Source organism: Stappia stellulata DSM 5886 (assembly GCF_000423705.1).
GTDB classification, from domain to species: Bacteria; Pseudomonadota; Alphaproteobacteria; order Rhizobiales; family Stappiaceae; genus Stappia; species Stappia stellulata.
Genome location: NZ_AUIM01000011.1, coordinates 244,540 through 267,309 on the forward strand (window position 1 = coordinate 244,540; position 22,770 = coordinate 267,309).

Here is a 22,770-nt window from a genome sequence, read left to right on the forward strand (position 1 = left end):
TTGCAGAACCGAATCGACCTGATTCACGTGAAACACAAAGCAAAACACCCGCAAGATCGGCTTGCGGGTGTTCCACGTGAATCCATCGTCGCGCAGACCGCGACAATCGAAATCGGTCAGGTGTTCATGCTGTCGAAGAAATCGTCGTTCGACTTGGTCTGACGCAGCTTGTCGAGCAGGAACTCGATGGCGTCGACCGTTCCCATCGGATTGAGGATCCGGCGCAGGACGAACATCTTCTTGAGCTGGACCGGATCGACCAGGAGCTCTTCCTTGCGGGTGCCGGAACGCTGAATGTCGATGGCCGGGAACACGCGCTTGTCGGAGATCTTGCGGTCGAGAATGATTTCGGAGTTACCGGTTCCCTTGAACTCCTCGAAGATGACCTCGTCCATGCGGCTGCCGGTATCGATCAGCGCGGTTGCAATGATCGTCAGCGAACCGCCCTCCTCGATGTTGCGCGCCGCGCCGAAGAAGCGCTTGGGACGCTGCAAGGCATTGGCATCGACACCACCGGTCAGCACCTTGCCCGAAGACGGAACGACGGTGTTGTAGGCGCGTCCGAGACGGGTGATGGAATCGAGGAGGATAACCACGTCACGACCGTGTTCGACGAGGCGCTTGGCCTTTTCGATGACCATCTCCGCGACCTGGACGTGACGCACCGCCGGCTCGTCGAAAGTCGAGGACACGACCTCGCCATTGACCGTGCGCTGCATGTCGGTGACTTCTTCCGGCCGCTCGTCGATCAGCAGCACGATAAGATAGCACTCGGGATGATTGGTGGTGATCGCCTTGGCGATGTTTTGCAGGACAACGGTCTTGCCGGTCCGCGGCGGCGCGGTGATCAACCCGCGCTGACCCTTGCCGAGCGGCGCGACGAGGTCGATGACCCGCGCCGTAAAGTCCTTGCCGTTGGGGAGTTCGACTTCCATCTTGAGCCGCTCGTCGGGATAGAGCGGCGTCAGATTGTCGAAATGAACCTTGTGGCGGGCCTTGTCCGGATCCTCGAAGTTGATCTTGTTGACCTTGAGAAGCGCGAAATAGCGTTCTCCGTCCTTCGGACTGCGGATTTCCCCTTCGACCGTATCGCCTGTGCGCAATGAAAAGCGCCGGATCTGGGATGGGGAAATATAAATATCATCCGGGCCAGGCAGATAATTGGCATCGGGCGAACGCAGGAACCCGAAACCATCCTGAAGCACCTCCACGACGCCCTCGCCGATAATATCGACGTCCTGTGTGGCCAGTTGCTTCAATATCGCGAACATGAGCTCCTGCTTGCGCATGGTGCTCGCGTTTTCGACCGCATGTTCCTCCGCAAAGGCAAGGAGTTCGGTCGGTGTTTTGATCTTGAGATCTGAGAGTTTCATTTCCCGCATGGGCCAGGGAGAGTCTTCTGCTGGAGTGATTGGATGCAAACGATCCGCATGCGACGACAGGGCAAGTGAACCGAAAGACTGAAAAGTTGGGGATTCCGTGGGTCGAAAGCCGGTCTCTTGAACCAGCCTGATCTCGAAACGGGTTCGGTTATGAACCCTGAGACCATGCCCAATGGATTTGAGGTTGCCGGAATCTACATTTTTAATTGAGCAAGAGCAAGCGCGATTCTGCGCCTCCCGCCGATTAAATGACGGGAAATTCAGTCATACACAAGTCGGACCCTGCGGCATTTGCAGAACACGACCTCAAAACGGTTTGATTACCACCAGAATGACGATCGCGACCATCAACAAAGTCGGCACTTCATTGATGAACCGGTAATGGCGATGTGTGCGGGTGTTTCCGTCGACGGCAAACACCCGCACACAGCGTGCGAGATATCCGTGATATCCGCTCATCACCAGCACCAACGCGAGCTTGGCGTGAAACCAGCCGTCGCGAAAAAACCCGCCCTCATACGCCACCCAGAGCCCGAACACCCAGGTTGCGATCATTGCCGGCGTCATGATCGCCTTCAACAGACGGCGTTCCATGATCTTGAACGTTTCGCTTTGCTGCGTCCCCGTGTCTGTTTCCGCGTGATAGACGAACAAGCGCGGCAAATAGAACAGCGCCGCCATCCAGGCGATCACCGACATGATGTGCAGCGCCTTGAGCCAGAGATAGAGCATGTGGCGATCAGCCCCTTGGATCCGGTGTGGCGCGCACGCGTTCGATCATGCGGCGCACATTGTCCGGATCCGCGTCCGGCGTGACACCATGCCCGAGGTTGAAAACAAGCGGGCCGTCGCCCAGCGTCTTGAGAACCTGATCGACACCCTCGTCGAGCGCGGCCCCCCCGGCGACCAGCCGCATAGGATCGAGATTGCCCTGCACCGGCACCAGCTTCTGGACGTCCTGCGCCAGGCTCGCCGGCACCGTCCAGTCGAGACCGACCGCATCGACACCCGTCTCCGCAATATAGGTCTTCAACCGGGCCGCCGAGGCCTTGGGGAAGCCGATGATCTTGGCATGGGGAACGGCCGCCTTGACGCCGGCGACAATCGCCTTCGTCGGCGCGATCGACCAGCGGGCAAAACCGGCATCATCCAGAACGCCCGCCCAGGTGTCGAACACCTGAACCGCATCGGCGCCCGCCTCGAACTGGCGGATCAGATAACGGATCGACGCCGGTACCAACTGGTCGATGAAGGACTGCATCAGGTCCGGATCGCGATAGGCGCCCACACGCGCGGCAACCTGGTCCTGGGTGGTGTGACCCGCCACCGAGTAGCAGGCGACCGTCCAGGGGGCCCCGCAAAAGCCGAGAAGGGTCGTTTCGTCCGGAAGCTCCGCCCTCAGGCGCCTTACCGTCTCGATCACCGGATTGAGATGATCTTCCGCACGTCCCTGATCGAGCCTGTCGACCAGATCGCGCTTGAGCGGATCGAGCACCGGTCCGCGTCCTTCCTCGAAGCGAACGGGATATCCAAGAGCATCGGGCACGACGAAGATGTCGGAGAACAGGATTGCCGCATCGAACCCGTACCGTCGGATCGGCTGGAGCGTGACCTCCGTTGCCTTGTCCGTGTCGTAACAGAATTCCAAAAAATTAACCGTCTTTGAACGAACTTCACGGTACTCAGGAAGATACCTGCCGGCCTGTCGCATCATCCAGACGGGAGGCGGCCACAGCCGATCTCCTTCGAGCACACGCATGACTCTTCGCGAGCTTGTCTGAGACACGAACACCCCCTTCTAAAAAAAAGAAAAGAATCCTGAATCTGGATTCTGTTGTTTTAGTTTGTCGGTGGACATCCGGGATTGCCGGTTGTCGACACCTCTCCACATGACTCATTCATGGCGAAGCTGTCGAGGAGTTTTGCCTGAAAAGATTCCCGTGCCAACCGGTGACAACCCGGATTCCGATAAATTTTTCAACCCGGTGCGTCATGGTTAACTTCTTGTTAACCTTTGATTCCCGTCTGGCCTTTCTGGGGATGGTTCTGGAACAAATCCTTTGTCCCCACTCCAGCGGATGCTTTCGGGTCCGGCGCCCTCGTCCATGTGAATTGTTGATTGTTTTTGCGCTTCGGGCATGGTGTGCGGGCATCGTGAAACTTATGCCCAGACCGGGACCCTTTATGAACACCAAACGCATGACACGGGGATAACAGCTTGGGAAAAACCCGTAACTTCTTTCATTTGCACATGGTTTCAGACTCCACCGGCGAAACGCTGATGACGGTTGCCCGCGCCGCGACCGCGCAATATGAGGACGTGCAGGCGATTGAACACGTCTATCCGTTGATGCGATCCCTCCGCCAGCTCGACCAGGCAATTGCGGAAATCGAGAACGCTCCGGGCATTGTCCTCTATACGCTTGTCGACGCAGATCTGGCGGAACGGCTGGAAAAAGCGGGCCGGGCGCTCGGTATTCCCTGTGTCAACATCCTGTCGCCGGTGTTTTCCGTCTTTCAGTCCTATCTGAATGTACAACTGACCGGGCGGGTTGGCGGTCAACATGCGCTCGATGCCGACTATTTTCACCGGATCGACGCGTTGAATTTCACCATGATGCATGACGACGGCCAGATCCCCGACGATCTGGACGAAGCCGATGTGGTGCTTCTGGGCGTCAGCCGGACATCCAAGACGCCAACCTGCATCTATCTGGCAAATCGCGGGATCAAGGCCGCCAACATTCCCATTGTTCCGGAAATCAGGCTGCCCTACCAGCTTGACGAGGTGCGTCGGGCCATGGTCGTTGCCGTTATCGCGTCGGTGGAGCGTATCCAGCAGGTTCGCCAGAACCGGATCCTGTCGCTGAATGCGGCGAGTTTCGCCAATGAAAGCTATGTCGATCGTCGTGCCATCGCAGGCGAAATCGCTGCCACGCGCAAACTGTGCGCGGAGCGCGGCTGGCCCGTCATCGATGTGACGCGGCGGTCGATCGAAGAGACCGCCGCGGAGATCATGAGCCTCTATCGTGCGCACAAGAGTGCGCTGGAAAAGTCGCCCACTGCCTGATATCGCCTCACCGAATGTCCGCATGTATCGATGCGGACCCCGTCATCCAGACCTGTTGGATCCGATCATGCCCGAACTCGTTCTTGCCAGCGGAAGCCGCATTCGCGGTGAGCTCCTGCGCAACGCCGGCCTGCGCTTTGCCGTCGATCCTGCGGATGTGGATGAACGCGCGATTGAGGACCCGCTCCTGAAAAGCGGTTTTTCGCCGGCCGATATCGCCCAGGTTCTTGCAGAAGCAAAGGCCCAGGCGGTAAGCGAACGGCATCCGGGCGCCTTTGTGATCGGCGCTGATCAGGTGCTTGAATTCGAAGGCGGGCGCTTGACCAAGCCCGAGGACATGGAGGCGGCGCGACGCCAACTCCTGGCCATGTCCGGCAAGCGGCACGAGCTTCACTCGGCGGTCGTCGTCGTTCGCGACGGCGAAACGCTGTGGCGCCATATCGGTACTGTCCGGTTGACGATGCGGCCGTTTTCGCCCGCCTTCGTCGGCCGATATCTGGCGCAGGTCGGCGATGCTGTATTGACGAGCGTCGGCGCTTATCAGCTCGAGGGACCGGGCGTACAGCTCTTCGAGACAATCGACGGCGACTATTTTTCCGTTCTCGGACTTCCGCTCCTTTCCCTTCTAGGAAGGTTGCGCGAGGAAGGGGCGATAGAGGCATGACGCGCCGCGCCGCCATTACCGGATATCCGGTCGCCCATTCCCGCTCCCCGCTCATTCACGGTTACTGGCTGAAGCGCCACGGGCTCGACGGGACCTATGAGCGGGTCGCGGTCGAGCCTGCGACCGCCGAGACATTCTACCGCGAATTCGCAAAGAGCGGCCTTGTCGGTTGCAATGTCACCGTGCCGCACAAGGAAGTGGCCGCCGCCTGCTGCGATGTTCTGGACGATGCCGCCCAGGCAATGGGCGCGGCCAATACGCTCTGGCTTGACGACAACGGTCGCCTGATGGGCGCCAACACCGATGGTCTCGGGTTTCTGGGAAACCTGGACCAGAATGCACCCGGCTGGGTTGGACGGTGCGACACGGCGCTTGTGCTGGGGGCCGGCGGTGCCGCACGTGCGATTGTCTGGGCACTTGTCTCCCGGGGTGTGAAAAAGGTGCTTGTCGCCAATCGGACGCTGTCGAAAGCTCAGGATTTTGCGGATCGTTTCGCCCCCGTCGCAAAAGCCGTTTCCTGGGACTATCTTGCGGATATCCTGGGGAGATCTGATCTCGTGGTGAACACCACATCGCTCGGCATGGAAGGCCAGCCGCCGCTCGATCTGGATCTGTCTCCCCTGCCGGTCGATGCGCTGGTGAGCGATATCGTCTATGCGCCCCTGGTCACGCCGTTGCTGCAGGCGGCGCACGACCGGGGAAATCCGACCGTCGACGGTCTTGGCATGCTGCTTCATCAGGCCGTTCCGGGGTTTGAACGCTGGTTCGGCGTGCGGCCCGAAGTCGACGAGGCCTTGCGGAACCTCGTTCTGGCCGATCTCGGGGTGGCCTCGTGATCGTCGTTGGCCTCACCGGCTCCATCGGCATGGGAAAATCGACGACAGCGGCCATGTTCGCCGGCGCGGGGGCGGCCGTTTACGACGCGGATGCCGCCGTCCACGACCTCTACCGAAGCGAAGGCGCGCCCGTGATCGAGGCCGCCTTTCCCGGGACCGTTGTCGCGGGCGTCGTTGACCGAAAGGCGCTTGGCGCGCGGGTGATCGGAAAGCCCGATGAGATGAAGCGCCTGGAGACGATCGTTCATCCGCTCGTGCATGCCCGGGAGACAGCGTTTCTTGAGACGGCAAAAGCCGCCGGTGCCCGCATTGCCGTGCTTGATATTCCATTGTTGTTCGAGACCGGCGGCGAGGCGCGCGTTCACGCCAGTGTTGTCGTCACCGCGTCCGCCGAGGTTCAGCGGTCCCGCGTTCTGGCGCGTCCTGGTATGAGCGAAGACACTTTTGCCGCGATCCTGGCCAAACAGATGCCCGACGCGCAAAAGCGCCGTCGCGCCCACTTCCTTGTGGATACCGGTCATGGAAAGGCCCATGCCCGGCGAACCGTGGCTGCCATTCTGCGCGCGCTTGCCGCTCTCGGCTGAACGAAGCGCCAATCGCCGTCATATGGATAAGCAGGGGATGAACGGTGGACCACCATTGCGCGGCTTGAGCGCTCCGCCTCGCGCGTCGAGACTGCACCGTCCCCCGGGATCAACAAGAGAGATCTGCCGCCATGCGTCGTGAAATTGCCTTTGATACGGAGACCACCGGTCTCGATCCGCGAAACGGTGATCGTCTTGTCGAGATCGGCGGCGTGGAGCTGATCAATCACGTTCCCACGGGGCGGACCTATCACGTCTATCTCAATCCCGAACGTGACGTGCCGATCGAGGCCTTCAACGTTCATGGCCTGTCGGCGGAGTTTCTGGCCGACAAGCCGAAATTTGCCGAGATCGTGCAGGAATTCCTGGAGTTCGTCGGCGATGCGACGCTCGTGATCCACAATGCCGCTTTCGACATGGGCTTCATCAACATGGAGCTCGGTCGGCTCGAACTCGGTCGCTTTCCGGATGAGCAGGTGCTCGACACGCTGGCGATCGCACGACGCAAGCATCCCGGGTCGCCCGCCTCGCTCGATGCGTTGTGCTCGCGCTACAGGATCGACAATTCCAGGCGGACCAAGCACGGCGCGCTGCTCGATTCCGAGATCCTGGCGGAAGTCTACATCGAGCTGATTGGCGGCAAGCAGGCAGGCCTTGCGCTTTCGGTTGAGGATGAGACGGATTATTCCGGGTCCGAGTCAAAGCGGAAGCGCGTGCCGGCACGCCCGCGCCCGCAACCGTTGCCTCCGCTGCTGAGCGATGCCGAGATCGAGGCGCATCGCGCCTTTGTTTCCGAGATGGGTGAGGCTGCGCTCTGGCGGCGCTACGACGCCGACTGAGCCTTTTGCGGGTTATTCGTCAATGAAAACGCCCGCGAATCGATCCGCAGGCGAATCCTTTCGCGGGCGCCAAAATGGTCGCGGGCGGTTTTCCTCGCCTCAAAGCATCGACGGCAGAACGCGATCCGGCGGACGGTGGCCGTCCATGAAGGTCTTGATGTTGATGATGACCTTTTCGCCCATGTCGATGCGTCCTTCGATGGTGGCCGAACCCATGTGCGGCAGCAGCACCACCTTGTCGGAGGCAACGAGCTTGGGATTTACCGCCGGCTCGTGTTCGAACACGTCGAGGCCGGCGCCTGCCAGCTGACCGGCTTCCAGCTGGCGGATAAGGGCCGCTTCGTCGATCACTTCGCCGCGGGCCGTGTTGACGAGATAGGCTTCGGGTTTCATCAGCTTCAGCCGGCGCGCCGACAGAAGGTGATAGGTCGCGGGCGTGTGCGGGCAATGCACCGAGACCACGTCCATGCGCGCCAGCATCTGGTCGAGACTGTCCCAATAGGTCGCCTCGAGCGCTTCTTCGGTCGCTTCCGGCACCCGGCGGCGGTTGTGGTAATGGATCGACATGCCGAAGGCTTTTGCCCGCCGCGCGACGGCCTGGCCGATGCGGCCCATGCCGACGATGCCGAGCCGCTTGCCCCAGATGCGGTGGCCCAGCATCCAGGTCGGCGACCATCCGGCCCATTCGCCGTGTTCCATCGCCTTGATGCCTTCGGCGATGCGGCGCGGCACGCCGAGCATCAGCGCCATCGTCATGTCGGCGGTGTCTTCCGTCAAAACGCCCGGCGTGTTGGTGACGGTGATGCCGCGATTGTTGGCGGTGACGACATCGATGTTGTCGACGCCATTGCCGAAGTTCGCGATGAGCCTGAGGTTCGGACCCGCTTGCGACAGGACGGCGGAATCGATGCGGTCGGTGACGGTCGGAACGACGACGTCGGCCGTCTTGACGGCCTCCACCAGCTCTGCCTGGCTGAGCGGCCGATCCGTATCGTTGAGCCGGGTTTCGAAGAGTTCGCGCATGCGCGTCTCCACGACGTCCGGCAATTTGCGTGTCACGACGACCAGCGGCTTCTTCTTCGGCATGCTCCTCGCCTTCCGCGCTTTATTGAGGGGTCCTTAACCCTGAATCCTCCAAAGTGCGCCCTTTCCACACAGGACGGCACGACGCTGTCGTTCTCCTTACCAGATGGTCCGGTCAAAACAAGGGATTGCAGCCGATTGATTTTGGCACAATCGCGACCGCTTTTGGGAGATGCCCTGTCGGGATGCCATCAAAATGTGCGATTCGGGCGGTGTTGGTAAGGGTGGTCAGCGTGCATCGTGGAGAAAGGAAACGATTGAAATGATACTTCACCCGGCCGGCAGGATCGGCCTCGTGTCCCTCCTCGCGCTCTGCCTTTTCGCCGCCGTCGCCGTGGGGCCGTCCCTGGCCCAGTCGGGAACCGTCGGCGCGAGCGGCTTTCCCGTCCCGCGGTTTGTCAGCCTGAAATCGGATCGGGTCAATGTGCGTGTCGGACCGAGCCGGGATCATCGCATCGGCTGGACCTTCGTGCGCGCCGGGCTTCCGGTGGAGATCGTTCAGGAATTCGAGAACTGGCGCCGAATTCGCGATTGGGAAGGCTCGGAGGGCTGGGTGTTTCACTCGCTGCTCACCGGTCGGCGGACCGCTCTGGTCACGCCCTGGGAGAGCGACATTGTCACGCCGCTCCGGCAGGAGCCGCGCTCGGACGCACGCATCGTGGCCGAACTTTCGCCCAAGGTCCTGAGCGAGGTCGGAGAATGCGGGCAAGGTTGGTGCGAAGTGTCGGGCGACGGGTTTTCCGGCTGGATCGACCAGACCCGCCTGTTCGGCGTTTACCCCGACGAAACGGTGGAGTAAGCGCGCCGGGCACCAGTCGATGCAGGCACGGTGCCGCATCGACCGGCGCGTGGCGGCCGGAGACGAGGATGATCAGTCGTCTTCGACGATCTTCTGCGCCCGCGCTTCCTGGGTTTTGAGTGCATCGAGACGCGGCATCGACACGGTGCTGAAACCGGAATCCACGAAATGGATCTCGCCGGTTACGCCGGACGAAAGATCCGACAGCAGATAAAGCGCCGAGCCGCCGACCTCATAGTGGGTGACGGTGCGGCCGAGCGGCGAATGCTGCTTCTGGTAATTGAACATCACCCGCGCGTCGGAAACGCCCGATCCCGCCAATGTGCGCACCGGTCCCGCCGAAATCGCGTTGACGCGAATATTGTCCAGTCCAAAATCCATCGCCAGATAGCGGACGGAAGATTCCAGCGCCGCCTTGGCAACGCCCATCACATTGTAGTTGGGCATGACCTGGTTGGAGCCACCGTAGGTCAGCGTGATCATCGAGCCGCCCTCGTTCATCATCGCTGCCGCGCGTTTTGCGACCTCGGTGAAGGAGAAGCAGGAAATCACCATGGTGCGGGTGAAGTTCTCGCGCGAGGTGTCGGCGTAGCGCCCGCGCAGTTCCGACTTGTCGGAAAAGGCAATGGCGTGCACCAGGAAGTCGATCTTGCCCCATTTTTCCCTGAGGGTATCGAAGACCGCATCGACCGTCTCGATGTCCTCGACGTCGCAGGGCAGCAGCAGATCGGCACCGACGCTGTCGGCCAGCGGCTTCACCCGGCGCCCGAAATTCTCGCCCTGATAGGTGAAGGCGAGCTCGGCGCCGTGGTCGGCAAGCGTCTTGGCGATTCCCCAGGCGATGGAGTGGTCATTGGCCACGCCCATCACCAGGCCGCGTTTGCCTTTCATGATTCCCGACATTCTGGCCCCCTCAGCCGTGATAGCGCGACAGCGCGAGGGAGGCGTTGGTGCCTCCGAAACCGAAACTGTTGGAAAGCACCGTATCGAGGCCCGCGTTGTCGACCCGCTTCATCGCGATCTCGTCGGGGCTGAGTGCCGGGTCGAGTTCCGTGATGTTGGCGGAGGCGGTGATGAAATCGTTCTGCAGCATCAACAGGCAGTAGATTGCCTCATGCACGCCGGTGGCACCGAGACTGTGACCCGTCAGCGACTTGGTGGAGGAGGCAACCGGCTGGTCGTCGCCGAACACCTTGCGGATCGCCTCGATCTCGCCGATGTCGCCGACCGGCGTGGAGGTGCCATGGGTGTTGATGTAGTTCACTTTCCGCTCGCCCAGCGTCTCGATGGCAAGGCGCATGCAACGCTCGCCGCCTTCTCCGGACGGTGCGACCATGTCGTAGCCGTCGGAATTGGCGGCATAGCCGGTGACCTCGGCGTAAATCTTGGCGCCGCGGGCCTTGGCATGCTCCAGCTCTTCCAGCACCACCACGCCGCCGCCGCCGGCGATGACGAAGCCGTCGCGGGTTGCGTCATAGGCCCGAGAGGCTGTGGTCGGCGTGTCATTGTATTTCGACGACATGGCGCCCATCGCGTCGAACAGGCATGACAGCGTCCAGTCGAGTTCCTCGCCGCCGCCGGCGAAGACGATGTCCTGCTTGCCAAACTGGATCTGTTCGGTGCCCGCGCCGATGCAATGCGCCGAGGTCGAACAGGCGGAGGTGATGGAATAGTTGATGCCCTTGATCTTGAAGGGCGTCGCAATGCAGGCGGAATTGGTCGAACTCATGCCGCGCGTAACCATGAAGGGTCCCATGCGTTTGGGAGACCCCTTCTCGATGACGATCTTGTGCGCCTGGAACAGGTTCTTGGTCGACGGGCCGCCGGATCCCATCACGATGCCGGTGCGCGGATGGGACACCTCGGTGTCTTCAAGCCCGCTGTCGGCGATCGCCTGTTGCATGGCGAGGTAATTGTAGGCCGCGCCGTCGCCCATGAAGCGCAGCTGGCGCTTGTCGATCTCGGCCGCCAGATCGATGTTCGGCATGCCGTGCACCTGGCTGCGGAAGCCGTGTTCGGTGTAGTCCGGCGCCGCGCAAATGCCGGATGTGCCGTCGCGCAGGCTTTTGGTGACTTCTTCCGCCGAATTGCCGATCGACGAAATGATGCCCAGTCCGGTTATAACCACCCGCCTCATCGCGGTCTCCCGTCTGTTTCGGACCGTCCTCGCCTCTGATCGCGATTGGCCCTGTCTTCCTTGCCGAACCGGATGGCCTCCGTTCAGGGAGATTTCCGGTTCGAAACCTGTCGAATTCGTTGACCGTTCGAGCCGCATTCGGGGTCGCCGGTGCTCGCGGCGAAACGTCGCGCCGCCCCCCCCGCAGATAGGGACCGCGGCGCGGGGGATCAATCGGTGGTGAGCTGCAAGGCTCAGTCGGTCTTGAAAAGACCCACGCGCAGATCCTTGGCCTTGTAGATGGTTTCGCCATCGGCCTTGAGCCAGCCGTCGGCAATGCCGAGCACCAGACGCCCGCGGCGCAGTTTCTTGATGTCGATGCCGTATTCCACAAGCTTCACGTCCGGCGTGACCATCTTGGAAAAGCGGATTTCGCCAGTGGAGATCGCGCGGCCCTTGCCCGGCTCTCCGAGCCAGCCAAGGAAAAAGCCGGTCATCTGCCACATTGCGTCGAGCCCCAGGCACCCGGGCATGACCGGATCGCCCTGGAAGTGACATGCGAAGAACCACAGGTCGGATTTTACGTCGAGTTCGGCGCGCACGCATCCAAGGCCGTGTTCGCCGCCGGTCTCGGATATCTCCGTGATCCGGTCGAACATCAGCATCGGAGGAAGCGGCAATTGCGCGTTGCCGGGGCCAAATGTCTCGCCGCGTCCGCAGGCAAGCAATTCGTCGTAGGAGTAGCTCGATTGCCGCACGTTCATATTCTTCCCGCAGGTTATGGATGCTTCGATCCCGTCACGAGGAAACGACGGACGGGCGAAGTCTAGATTATGGAGCGCTTACTAACATAGCCCCCTGCGCTCCGAAAGCCCGCCGCCAACCGAGAAATCTGCGTTCCGACAGCGTTTTCCGCTTCGACCCCCGATTTTCGCCCGGACCGCTTCGGTGCAGGCCGGTGGCGGGCGCGTGTCGTGCCATGCTGCAGGACTTGCAAAACGCGCGGGGTTTGTGGCAGAAATCTGCGACTGACGTGCGGTCGGATTGCCCAGCGGGCATTCGCCGGTCCTGATACGGCAAAGGGCCGCGAACGCCTTGCGCAAGCGCGCGCGAGATCGTGCAGCTTGCGCAATATGCACAGGATGGCATGATGTCGACAGACGGGGCGGCCGGACAACCTGCGGTCCACCCTGACGTTGGCAGTCCGCGAGACGCCCAGACAGCAAGCGAGGCAGAGTGAGCGAGATCGAGGGACAGCGCGAAGTTCGGGACATGCTTCGGGTGGCGGGACTGCGTCCGACGCGTCAGCGCGTGGCGCTGGCCGAACTCCTGTACTCCCGCGGCAACCGTCACATCTCGGCGGAACTCCTGCATGAGGAAGCCGAGGCCGCACATGTGCCGGTGTCGCTCGCGACCGTCTACAACACCCTGCATCAGTTTACCCAGGCCGGCCTTTTGCGCGAGGTCGCGGTCGAGGGCACAAAGACCTATTTCGACACCAACACCGACGATCACCATCACTTCTTCATCGAAGGCGACAACCAGGTGATCGACATTCCCGGTTCGGGCGTCTCGATGGCCCGTCTTCCGGAAGCGCCCGACGGCATGGAAATCGTGCGGGTCGACGTGGTCGTGCGGCTGCGTCGAAAGCAGTAGACGCGGGCCCCGACTGTTCGACGGCGAGGATTTCGTTCTTTTTCGATCTCTTGCGTTTCGACCCGCACCGGCAGGGCACGAATGCCGCGCCATGCGTCATCGGCGCTGCGTGTTTTCCGGGCTCTTGCACAGATCCGCGATCAGGCATTTCTCGCATTCCGGCTTGCGGGCCTTGCAGATGTAGCGTCCATGCAGGATCAGCCAGTGATGGGCGTGCAGCAGGAAGTCCGCCGGCACCGCCTTCTCCAGCGATATCTCCACCTCCAGCGGTGTTTTTCCGGGAGCAAGGCCGATCCGGTTGCCGAGCCGGAAGAGATGCGTGTCGACAGCGATCGTCGGTTGGCCGAAAGCGATGTTCAGGACGACGTTGGCGGTCTTGCGACCCACACCCGGCAGCCGCTCCAGCGCCGCCCGGTCGCGCGGGACCTCCCCGTCGTAGTCGTCCACCAGCATCCGTGACAGCGCGATCACGTTCTTGGCCTTGGTCTTGTAGAGGCCGATCGTCCTGATTGCCTCGCGCAGCGCGTCCTCACCGAGCGCCAGCATTTTTTCCGGGGTGTCGACGGTTTCGAACAGCGGCCGCGTTGCCTTGTTGACGCCGACGTCGGTCGCCTGTGCCGACAGGGCAACCGCCACCAGCAGCGTGTAGGGATTGACGTAATGCAGCTCGCCGGTCGGCTCGGGGTTCGCGGCATGAAAGCGCGCGAAGATCGCATGGATCTCGGCCTTCGTGTAACGCGGCCGTTTCAGTGTGCGCTTGGGTTTCGGCGCCGTCGCGGATTTCTTCCCCGCAGGTGTCGATGCCATAGGTGTTTTCACGGGATCGCTCTGGTTCTCGCTCATGGCTTCTCTATACTGTTGCATCATGACGAGCGGCAATCCGAAAACAGATCGTACCCTTGCGGACGGCGGCGGCGACGCGCGGGTCGACGACCCGCCGTTCTTCGCGGCCATGCTCACGCCCTATCGGTCGTTGGGGGCGAACGGCTTTCGCGTGCTCATGCTGGTCGTTTGCGCCATTTGCCTTGTCTCCGGCCTGGTTTTCCTGGCGCTGGGCGCCTGGCCGGTCTTCGGATTCCTGGGCCTCGATATTCTGCTGATCTTTCTGGCGTTTCGCTGGAACTACAAGGCCGCGCGGGCCTATGAGCAGGTCAGCGTGTCGCGCACCGAGATCACCATTTTGAAGGTCAGTGCCGGCGGGCGGCGCTCCTGCTACCGCTTCAACCCGTTCTGGGCGCGGCTTCTGGTGCGCGAGGAAGACGACGAGGGCGTGGTGCGCATCACCATCAAGGCGCGCGGGCAATCCGTCGACGTCGGCGGGTTCCTCAACCCCGACGACCGCACCAGCTTTGCCGGTGCGTTTCGTCAGGCGGTCGCGACGGCCAAGGCCGGCGGACCGTTTCCCGCGCCGCTTGCCTCGTGATCCGGGCAGCGCCCGCCGTCAGTTGAAGACGCGACAGGACTGGGGCGCTGCCCCGGGCCGTTTCCATGTCACCCGGTTTCCCGCGCCCGACAGAACGTATCCGCGCTGGGCATAATAGAGGTCGGCGTTGTTCGACCGGTCTGCAAGCGTCACCGGAGACAGGCCGGACTCCCGAACGATGGCGACACGGCGGGTGTTGTCGATGGTCACCGCCAGATACGCGCCGCTGTCGCAGTCGTAGCTGATCTCGACCAGATCGCCACCCGGACCGGGAAAAAGCGGGGCCGGAGCGATGGGCGCGACATAGTTGGGTTCGGGAAGGCGCGCAGGCGCACGACCCGGTGAGATCGTCACGACGCGCGACCGGTCCCGTGGCAGATAGATGCCGAGGCAGTCGCCGCGCGGGGTGGTGACGAGCCAGGGGTGACCGATGAGCGTCGGTTGCACCATTTCGCCGCCTGCAGGAACCCGGGCCTGGCTTTGCCGCTCGCCGTTGAAATCGAGCCAGTGCACGACAATCGGACGGCGGCGTTCGTTGCGAAAGATCAGCGTGGCGGGGCGGTCGCTGGCGACCGAGGTGATAAAGCCCTCCTCCCGGCAACTTGGCCGGCCGCGCGGATCCGTGTCCGAGACGCCGGAGGAGCGACGGGGCGCGGAGGCGACAGCCTCCGGCCGGGGAACGGCGCAGGCCTCGCGGAACCGACCGACCGGGCCTGCGCTTCCCGAAAGCGATACGCGATAGGCCGGACTGCCCTCGACGTTGACGGACAGGGTCGAGCCCCGGATCAGTGCGGTCCAGATCGGATCGGTCGCGCGCAGCGAGACAACGGCGTCCGGTTGTCCGCTTTGCGTGTTCGCGGACGAGCCGCGCGCGGTGTAGGAGCGCGTCTGGTCGCGGGCGGACAGTGTGACGGAGGCCGTGCCGCCCGGGGCAAGCCGGTCGACGGTGGTCTGCGTGATGAAGTCGATTTCCCCCGAACCGGGGCGGCAGGTCGCCAGAAAGCCGCGGTCGTCGGTCTCGCGAATGCCGTAGACCAGGGCCAGGCTTTCTCCGCCAGCGCGCTCGACATACCATGTGCGGTCCTCAAACAACGGGATTTCCGCCGATCGGAGGGTCCCTTGCAAGGATCGCGGATCGGTTTCGCTCGCGTCGCGCGCCAGGGCGTCGGTCTCGCCCGTCCGGGTCCGTGATCCCGACCTTGTGTCCCCGGACCGCGTCGTGGCGGAGGGCGTGTCCTCGGCGCTGCCGCGAAGGCTGGTCTCCGGCCGCCGCACGCCGCCGGCAAGCGGCGGAGCCGCCGGACCCTGGCCCGAGGGCACCGCCTGGCGCACGCCGCGCGCGGAGCCACGGGCGAGGGTTGCCGAGGAATCCACCGTCACCTTCCAGTCGCCGCAAATGTCGACATCGTCTTCCAGAATGCGGCCGTCTGCGAGCACCAGCCGCAACGACCTGCGGCAGGCGATCTGGCCGGCGTTGTCGGGATCGCCGGCGACCTCGACGAACACGCGCGCCTTCGACCGCCGGCGCACCTTGACGGCCGCGCCGTCGATGGCGACGTCGCGAATGGCGGTGTCGTCATCGGTCTGGATCATCACCAGCTTGCGCTGGATGCGCGTTTCGGGTTTGCCTCTGGCAGCAAGATCGTCCGCCGAAACGCTGACGACGTAGTTGATCGCGCAAAGATCGTAGGTCCTGGTCAGCGACCGCCCGTCCGACAGACCGAGGGTCAGCTCCTGCTCGCAGGTGAAGGCCTTGTTCTCGCGTCCCGCTTCCGCGAAGAGGATCCCCGACCCGCGCCCGACCTGCTTCAGCGCGGTGGTCCCGCTCTTCACGCTGTCGACCGTCACGCCCTCAATGGTGCTTTTCAGCGAGACAATGCGGGTTTCGGCGGTGCCGGCGTTGGGCGCGGCGATCAGCGTGACGGCAAGGGCGGCTGCAAACAGGCGGCGGCGGATTGTGGAAGAGGGCCGGATGGGCATTGGCGGTGTCATCTCGTCGGTTTCGGGTCGGGACCGTTGCTGCAACAGTGGCGCGGGTTTTTGGCCGAAGCAAGACGAAGTCCGTCCGCCCACGCTCGCAAATCGGGTGGCGGGCGCGACCGTTCGGGCGATAGTGTCACGGCACCGACAATGAAGGTGACTTGCCATGACCGCGACCGGCCCAGCCATTGCCCTGACGTCTCCCGCCGCCCTGCCATCGGGCCAGGACCTCGACGACTATGACGTGGTGCGCCGGACCTTGCAGGCGATCACCGAGCGCTGGCGCGACCAGCCGCAGCTGGAGGAACTCGCCGCGGAGGCCGGCGTGCAGCCGATCCAGCTGCAGCGGGTGTTTTCGCGCTGGGCCGGACTGACCCCGAAGCAGTTCCTGCAGGCGGTGACGCTCGATCATGCCCGGGCGTTGCTGAAGAGCTCCGCGACGGTGCTTGAAACGAGCTATGAGGTCGGCCTGTCCGGCCCGGCGCGCCTGCACGATCTCTTCGTCACCCACGAGGCGATGACGCCCGGCGTCTACCGGGCCAGGGGGGCGGGCGTCACGCTTCGCTACGGATTTCATCCGTCCCCCTTCGGCATCGCGCTGGTGATGGCGACCGAACACGGTCTTGCCGGTCTGGCCTTTTGCGATCCCGGCGGCGAGGCGGAGGCGCTCGACGACATGCGCGCGCGCTGGCCGGCCGCGGACTATGTGGAGGACCTCGCGGTCACCGCTCCCGTCGCGCGGCGCGTGTTCGATCCGGCAAGCTGGTCGGCGGAAACGCCGCTGCGCGTCGTCATGATCGGGACGGATTTCGAGATCCGCGTCTGGGAGGCGCTGCTGCGCATTCCCGTCGGTGCGGCGACGACCTATGCCCGGATTGCCGAAGGCCTCGGCAAACCCAAGGCCGCCCGCGCGGTCGGACGCGCCGTCGGGCGCAATCCGGTGTCCTTCGTGGTGCCCTGTCATCGGGTGCTGGGCAGCGGTGGCGGGCTGTGCGGCTACCACTGGGGGCTGACCCGCAAGCGGGCAATCCTCGGATGGGAAACAGGACTGGTCGGGGGCGGTGCAGCCAGCCGTTGAGAACAGCCGTCCCTATCGCGGTCCGGACGCCGTGGCGGCCGCGCGCTTGAGCCGGTAAAGCGCCTCGAGCGCATCGCGCGGCGTCATATCGTCGGGATCGAGCTCGGCAAGCGCCTCAGCCAGGACATCGCGGTCCCGGACAGCCGGAGCCGGGGCGGCGACCGGCGCGGCGGCAAACAGCGGCAGGTCGTCGATTGCCTGCTTGCCGGGCGTGCGCCGGTCCTGTTCCTCCAGTTGCGCCAGAACGGCGCGGGCACGCTCGATCACCTGCGTCGGCAGGCCGGCGAGTTTCGCCACCTGGATTCCGTAGGAGCGGTCGGCCGCGCCTGCGACGATCTCATGCAGGAAAACGACTTCGCCTTCCCACTCCTTGACGCGCACGGTGGCGTTCGACAGGCGCGGCAGGCGCGCCGAAAGCGCCGTAAGCTCGTGATAGTGGGTGGCGAAGAGCGCGCGCGCCTTGTTGGTCTCATGCAGATGCTCGATCGCCGCCCAGGCAATCGACAGTCCGTCGAAGGTCGAGGTGCCGCGCCCGATCTCGTCCAGGATGACGAGCGCCCGCTGGCCCGCCTGATTGAGGATGGCGGCGGTCTCCACCATTTCCACCATGAAGGTGGAGCGTCCGCGTGCCAGATCGTCGGCCGCACCGACGCGGGAGAACAGCCGGTCGACGATGCCGATATGGGCATGGGCTGCGGGGACGAAGGCCCCCATCTGTGCGAGAACCGCGATCAGTGCGTTCTGGCGCAGGAAGGTCGACTTGCCGGCCATGTTCGGGCCGGTGATTAGCCAGATCCGCCCGCCGTCCTCGCCCTCGCCCGGGCCGAGGTCGGCGTCATTGGCGACGAAGCCTTCGCCGCTCGATTGCTTCAGCGCCCGCTCCACCACGGGATGCCGCCCGCCCGAAATGTCGAAGGCGAGACTGTCATCGACCAGCGGTCGGGTGTGATTGTCTTCCTCTGCAAGCTCGGCAAGGGCGGCGGCAACGTCGAGGACCGAGAGACCGTCGGCAACCCCCTTGATCGCATCGCCGCGCGCGATGACATCGTCGCACAGCCGTTCGAAGGCGGCCGTCTCGAGCGCCAGCGCGCGGCCCGCCGCATTGGCGATGCGGCTTTCCAGATCCGCCAGATCCGGTGTGGTGAAGCGCATGGCACCGGCCATGGTCTGGCGATGAATGAAGCGCGCCGGATCGCCGGTGAGCTTGTCGGCATGAGCCGCCGGCACCTCGATGAACCAGCCGAGCACATTGTTGTGCTTGATCTTCAGCGCCCGGACCGCGAGTTCCTCGCAAAGGCTGCCCTGAAGCTGCGCGATCACCTTGCGGCTGTCGTCCCTGAGCCGGCGCAATTCGTCCAGCTCTCCGATATAGCCTTCCGCGATGAAATTGCCGTCGCGGGCGAGAAGCGGCAGATCGTCCTTCAGTGCCCGGGCAAGGTCCGCGCATAGATCGCGCGGCGCCGCGTCGATGCGCGTCAGGGCCGCATCGAGTTCTTCTTCTTCCAGCCGGCCGGTGTCGTCGCGCGGGACAAGTCCGGCAATCTCGAGCGCGGCCTGAAGGCCCTGGGCCAGCGCCAGAAGATCGCGCGGACCGCCCCGGTTGAGCGAAATGCGCGACAGTGCGCGGGCCATGTCCGGCACCTGCTTCAACTGGGCCCGCAGCCGTTCGCGCAGATAGGTGTCGGCGTGAAAACGGGCGACGGCGTCCTGTCGGCGACGGATTTCCGCAACGTCTGTCAGCGGACTTGCAAGCCGCGATGCCAAAAGCCTGGAGCCGGCGCCGGACACGGTGCGGTCAATCACCGACAGCAGCGATCCGCCGCGTTCGCCCGACAGCGTGCGCATGAGTTCCAGATTGGCGCGCGTCGCCGGGTCGATAAGCATGCGCGCGCCGGCGCCTTCGCGGGCCGGCGGGTCAAGCGGCGCGCGGTCGCCGAACTGGGTCTTTTCCACATAGGCAAGCGCGCCGGCGGCGGCCGTCGTTTCCAGTCGCGAAAACTGGCCGAAGGCCTCCAGCGTCGCGACGCCGTAGTAATGCGCCAGGCGGTCGGCGGCGGTCGCCCCGTCGAACAGGCTGCGCGGCACGGGCGAGAGCGACGCCGGGCTTTCCTCAAGCAACGCGCGCAGGGCGGGGTCGTCGAGCAGGGTGTCGGCGACGACGATCTCACGCGGGTCGATGCGGGCGAGATCGGCGGCAAGACGGGCGCCCTCGCTGCTCGCCACCTTGAAGGCCCCGGTGGAGATATCGACCCAGGCAAGCGCATAGGCGGTGTCGTCATCGAGCGATCCACCGCGATTGCGCGCCAGCGCCAGCAGAAAATTGTTGCGTGACGCCTCCAGCAGTCGCTCTTCGGTGAGCGTGCCGGGCGTGACCAGCCGCACGACCTCGCGGCGCACAACCGACTTTGCGCCGCGTTTTTTCGCTTCGGCCGGATCCTCGGTCTGTTCGCAAACGGCGACCCGAAAGCCCAGCGCTATCAGTTTTTGAAGATAGTCGTCGGCCGCATGCACCGGCACGCCGCACATGGGGATATCCTCGCCCAGGTGCTTGCCGCGCTTGGTCAACGTGATACCGAGCGCGCGCGAGGCATCTTCCGCGTCCTGGAAAAACAGTTCGTAGAAGTCGCCCATGCGGTAGAACAGCAGGCAGTCCGGATTGGCGGTCTTGATCTCGATGTATTGCGCCATCATCGGCGTCGGCTGCGCCAGGGGGGCCTGCGCGCGCGTCGGTGCCGCATCCTTGCCGGTCCGGGGTTCGCCTGCCTCTTCGACCATGCTCGCGACCTTCGTGTTCGGGTAGCGGGTGTCGCATCCACCCTTTGCCTCTGGTGAGGACGTTCTAGCGCGGTTTAGCAAATCGGCGGAAGGGTTTCAGCCCGAGGCGACCCCATGGCGGGTTGAGTGCAGTATTTGCAGGGGATAATGTCTGCCCCCGCTCTCACGGGCGGCAGCGCAATTGGAGGGCTATATGCCGACGACGGACAAATCGGGCAAGAGCAATGTGAGCTTCACGGAACAGGAGGCGCTGCAGTTTCACCAGCAGGGTCGCCCGGGCAAGCTGGAGATCACGCCGACCAAGCCCATGGCCACCCAGCGCGACCTGTCGCTGGCCTATTCGCCCGGCGTCGCCGTGCCGGTGCTTGCCATCGCGGAAGACCCTTCGCGCGCCTTCGACTACACCACGCGCGGCAATCTGGTCGCGGTGATTTCCAACGGAACCGCGATCCTCGGTCTGGGCAATCTCGGCGCGCTCGCCTCCAAGCCGGTGATGGAAGGCAAGGCGGTGCTGTTCAAGCGCTTCGCCGATGTCGACAGCATCGATCTGGAGGTCGACACCGAGGACGTCGATGCCTTCGTCAACGCCGTGCGCTATCTGGGGCCCTCCTTCGGCGGCATCAACCTTGAGGACATCAAGGCGCCGGACTGTTTCATCATCGAGCAGCGCCTGCGCGAACTGATGGACATTCCCGTCTTTCACGACGACCAGCACGGAACGGCGATCATCGCCGTCGCCGGCCTGATCAACGCCATGCATCTGACCGGCCGCACGCCGGCGGACACGCGCATCGTCTGCAACGGCGCCGGTGCTGCCGGCATTGCCTGCATCGAGCTCGCCAAGGCCATGGGCGTGCCGCACGACAATATCATCCTCTGCGACACCAAGGGCGTGATCTACAAGGGCCGCACCGAGGGGATGAACCAGTGGAAGTCCGCCCATGCGGTGGAGACGGAGGCGCGCAGCCTTTATGACGCGCTGAAGGGCGCGGACGTCTTCCTCGGCGTGTCGGTCAAGGGCGCGCTCACCGAGGACATGCTCCGGGTGATGGCACCGAACCCGGTGATCTTCGCCATGGCCAATCCGGACCCGGAAATCACGCCGGAAGAGGCTCATCGCGTTCGCGACGACGCCATCGTCGCCACGGGGCGTTCCGATTATCCCAACCAGGTCAACAACGTCCTGGGCTTTCCTTATATCTTCCGCGGCGCGCTGGATGTTCAGGCAACCACCATCAACGACGCGATGAAGGTGGCCTGCGCCGAAGCGCTGGCCAAGCTCGCCCGCGAAGAAGTGCCCGACGAGGTCGCCGCCGCCTATCGCGGTTCGCGGCCGAAGTTCGGACCCGAGTACATCATCCCCGTCCCCTTCGATCCGCGGTTGATCTCGACGATTCCGCCGGCGGTGGCGCAGGCGGCGATGGACACGGGCGTCGCCCGCCGCCCCATCGTCGACATGGAGGCCTATCATCACCAGCTGTCGGCACGCCGCGATCCCGTCGCCGGCACCCTGCAGCGGATCTTCTCCAAGGTGCGCCAGCAGCCCAAGCGCGTGGTCTTCGCCGAAGGCGAGGAGGAACCGGTCATTCGCGCGGCGGCAAGCTTCGTTGCCCAGGGCCTTGGCGAGGCGATCCTGATCGGCCGTGAGGACGAGATCCGCGAGGCGGCGATCGGGGCCGGCATCGACATCGAGCGTGCCGGCATCTCGGTCCACAACGCGCGTTTGTCCAACCGCAACAGCGACTATGCCGAGTTTCTCTACGGTCGGCTGCAGCGGCGCGGCTACCTGCAGCGCGACTGCCAGCGGCTCGTGAACAACGACCGCAACTACTGGGGCGCGATCATGGTCGCGCGCGGCGATGCGGATGCCATGGTGACGGGCCTGACCCGCAATTACTCCGTGGCGCTCGACACCGTGCGCAACGTGATCGACACAAAGCCCGGGCACCGGGTGATCGGCGTTTCGCTGGCGCTGTGCCGGGGGCGCACGGTGCTGGTTGCCGATACCGCCGTGATCGACATGCCGACCTCGGAGGAACTGGCCGACATCGCGGAAGAGGCCGCCCATGTCGCGCGCCGGCTCGGCTATGAGCCGCGCGTCGCGATGCTCGCCTATTCCACCTTCGGCCATCCGCGCGGCGAGCGGTCGGAAAAGGTGATCGAGGCGGTGAAGATCCTCGACCGGCGCCGGGTGGATTTCGAGTACGATGGCGAGATGGGCGCGGATGTCGCGCTCAACATGGACAAGATGGGCGCCTATCCGTTCTGTCGCCTGACGGGTCCGGCCAATGTGCTGATCATGCCGGCGTTCCACTCCGCTTCCATCTCCACCAAGATGCTGCAGGAGCTGGGCGGTTCGACCGTGATCGGCCCGCTGCTCGTCGGTCTCGACAAGCCGGTGCAGATCCTGCCCATCGGTGCCAAGGACAGCGACATCGTCAACATGGCGGCGATTGCCGCGTATAATGTGACGTGAGCCATCTGT

The 22,770-nt window shown here is 63.8% G+C and carries 20 protein-coding genes; 10 read left to right on the forward strand and 10 right to left on the reverse strand.

Translation table 11 applies throughout. The annotated features are described in order from the left end of the window. Window positions 1–116 precede the first annotated feature (116 nt). The 3 genes from rho to hemE all read right to left on the reverse strand — a co-directional run bounded on the left by rho (window position 117) and on the right by hemE (window position 3,168). On the reverse strand, window positions 117–1,382 hold the full coding sequence (rho, locus tag G572_RS0108660; protein ID WP_029058127.1) for a transcription termination factor Rho: 1,266 nt from the start codon (window positions 1,380–1,382) through the stop codon (window positions 117–119). 306 nt (window positions 1,383–1,688) lie between these two features. Continuing rightward, the gene (gene hemJ / locus G572_RS0108665; RefSeq protein ID WP_029058128.1) at window positions 1,689–2,114 is read right to left on the reverse strand and encodes a protoporphyrinogen oxidase HemJ; all 426 of its coding nucleotides are present in this window, start codon (window positions 2,112–2,114) and stop codon (window positions 1,689–1,691) included. A 7-nt stretch (window positions 2,115–2,121) separates the two neighbouring features. Continuing rightward, on the reverse strand, window positions 2,122–3,168 hold the full coding sequence (gene hemE, locus G572_RS0108670) for a uroporphyrinogen decarboxylase (RefSeq protein WP_281168757.1): 1,047 nt from the start codon (window positions 3,166–3,168) through the stop codon (window positions 2,122–2,124). 432 nt (window positions 3,169–3,600) lie between these two features. Between hemE and G572_RS0108675 the strand changes: the two genes are divergently transcribed. The 5 genes from G572_RS0108675 (at window position 3,601) to dnaQ (ending at window position 7,375) form a co-directional block, all read left to right on the forward strand. Further along, window positions 3,601–4,452: a pyruvate, water dikinase regulatory protein gene (locus G572_RS0108675; protein ID WP_084649964.1), complete on the forward strand. Its 852-nt coding sequence runs from the start codon at window positions 3,601–3,603 to the stop codon at window positions 4,450–4,452. A gap of 64 nt (window positions 4,453–4,516) precedes the next feature. Further along, window positions 4,517–5,116 (forward strand): Maf-like protein, encoded by a 600-nt coding sequence (locus G572_RS0108680; protein ID WP_208979080.1) that lies wholly within the window; start codon window positions 4,517–4,519, stop codon window positions 5,114–5,116. Further along, window positions 5,113–5,952 carry a shikimate dehydrogenase gene (locus tag G572_RS0108685; protein WP_029058132.1) on the forward strand — a complete coding sequence of 280 codons (840 nt, stop codon included), beginning with the start codon at window positions 5,113–5,115 and terminating at the stop codon, window positions 5,950–5,952. Before G572_RS0108680 ends, G572_RS0108685 begins: the two co-directional genes overlap by 4 nt. Beyond that, the gene (coaE, locus tag G572_RS0108690; protein ID WP_029058133.1) at window positions 5,949–6,536 is read left to right on the forward strand and encodes a dephospho-CoA kinase; all 588 of its coding nucleotides are present in this window, start codon (window positions 5,949–5,951) and stop codon (window positions 6,534–6,536) included. The genes G572_RS0108685 and coaE overlap by 4 nt, the downstream gene beginning before the upstream one ends. 131 nt (window positions 6,537–6,667) lie before the next feature. Further along, the gene (gene dnaQ, locus G572_RS0108695; RefSeq protein ID WP_029058134.1) at window positions 6,668–7,375 is read left to right on the forward strand and encodes a DNA polymerase III subunit epsilon; all 708 of its coding nucleotides are present in this window, start codon (window positions 6,668–6,670) and stop codon (window positions 7,373–7,375) included. A gap of 99 nt (window positions 7,376–7,474) precedes the next feature. Here the strand turns inward: dnaQ and G572_RS0108700 are convergent, their stop codons facing one another. After that, the gene (locus tag G572_RS0108700) at window positions 7,475–8,461 is read right to left on the reverse strand and encodes a 2-hydroxyacid dehydrogenase (RefSeq protein ID WP_029058135.1); all 987 of its coding nucleotides are present in this window, start codon (window positions 8,459–8,461) and stop codon (window positions 7,475–7,477) included. Between the two features lie 259 nt (window positions 8,462–8,720). On the opposite strand from G572_RS0108700, the gene G572_RS0108705 reads away from it, so the two are divergent. After that, complete coding sequence (locus G572_RS0108705; protein ID WP_051242038.1) at window positions 8,721–9,257, forward strand: SH3 domain-containing protein; 537 nt, start codon at window positions 8,721–8,723, stop codon at window positions 9,255–9,257. Between the two features lie 72 nt (window positions 9,258–9,329). Here the strand turns inward: G572_RS0108705 and fabI are convergent, their stop codons facing one another. From fabI to fabA, 3 genes are all read right to left on the reverse strand, one after another. After that, window positions 9,330–10,160: an enoyl-ACP reductase FabI gene (gene fabI, locus G572_RS0108710; RefSeq protein ID WP_029058137.1), complete on the reverse strand. Its 831-nt coding sequence runs from the start codon at window positions 10,158–10,160 to the stop codon at window positions 9,330–9,332. A 10-nt stretch (window positions 10,161–10,170) separates the two neighbouring features. Further along, window positions 10,171–11,394 carry a beta-ketoacyl-ACP synthase I gene (fabB, locus tag G572_RS0108715; RefSeq protein WP_029058138.1) on the reverse strand — a complete coding sequence of 408 codons (1,224 nt, stop codon included), beginning with the start codon at window positions 11,392–11,394 and terminating at the stop codon, window positions 10,171–10,173. 233 nt (window positions 11,395–11,627) lie between these two features. Further along, complete coding sequence (gene fabA, locus G572_RS0108720; RefSeq protein WP_029058139.1) at window positions 11,628–12,137, reverse strand: 3-hydroxyacyl-[acyl-carrier-protein] dehydratase FabA; 510 nt, start codon at window positions 12,135–12,137, stop codon at window positions 11,628–11,630. Window positions 12,138–12,609: 472 nt separating this feature from the next. On the opposite strand from fabA, the gene irrA reads away from it, so the two are divergent. Then, on the forward strand, window positions 12,610–13,029 hold the full coding sequence (gene irrA, locus G572_RS0108725) for an iron response transcriptional regulator IrrA (RefSeq protein WP_029058140.1): 420 nt from the start codon (window positions 12,610–12,612) through the stop codon (window positions 13,027–13,029). Window positions 13,030–13,125: 96 nt separating this feature from the next. Here the strand turns inward: irrA and nth are convergent, their stop codons facing one another. Further along, complete coding sequence (gene nth / locus G572_RS0108730) at window positions 13,126–13,836, reverse strand: endonuclease III (protein WP_425423428.1); 711 nt, start codon at window positions 13,834–13,836, stop codon at window positions 13,126–13,128. Window positions 13,837–13,981: 145 nt separating this feature from the next. Here nth and G572_RS0108735 point away from each other — a divergent pair, with 145 nt between their 5' ends. Then, the gene (locus G572_RS0108735; RefSeq protein WP_051242115.1) at window positions 13,982–14,452 is read left to right on the forward strand and encodes a DUF2244 domain-containing protein; all 471 of its coding nucleotides are present in this window, start codon (window positions 13,982–13,984) and stop codon (window positions 14,450–14,452) included. Between the two features lie 18 nt (window positions 14,453–14,470). On the opposite strand, the gene G572_RS23175 is transcribed toward G572_RS0108735, so the two are convergent. Beyond that, window positions 14,471–16,432: a VHL beta domain-containing protein gene (locus G572_RS23175; protein WP_037546270.1), complete on the reverse strand. Its 1,962-nt coding sequence runs from the start codon at window positions 16,430–16,432 to the stop codon at window positions 14,471–14,473. 166 nt (window positions 16,433–16,598) lie between these two features. Between G572_RS23175 and G572_RS0108750 the strand changes: the two genes are divergently transcribed. After that, window positions 16,599–17,510 (forward strand): methylated-DNA--[protein]-cysteine S-methyltransferase, encoded by a 912-nt coding sequence (locus tag G572_RS0108750; protein ID WP_037546272.1) that lies wholly within the window; start codon window positions 16,599–16,601, stop codon window positions 17,508–17,510. Window positions 17,511–17,522: 12 nt separating this feature from the next. Here G572_RS0108750 and mutS read toward each other — a convergent pair whose 3' ends face one another. Beyond that, window positions 17,523–20,285: a DNA mismatch repair protein MutS gene (gene mutS, locus G572_RS23180; protein WP_425423424.1), complete on the reverse strand. Its 2,763-nt coding sequence runs from the start codon at window positions 20,283–20,285 to the stop codon at window positions 17,523–17,525. Between the two features lie 193 nt (window positions 20,286–20,478). Here mutS and G572_RS0108760 point away from each other — a divergent pair, with 193 nt between their 5' ends. Then, a complete protein-coding gene (locus G572_RS0108760) occupies window positions 20,479–22,761 on the forward strand; it encodes an NADP-dependent malic enzyme (protein WP_029058144.1) in 2,283 nt (760 codons plus the stop codon). The last annotated feature ends 9 nt before the right edge of the window (window positions 22,762–22,770 follow it).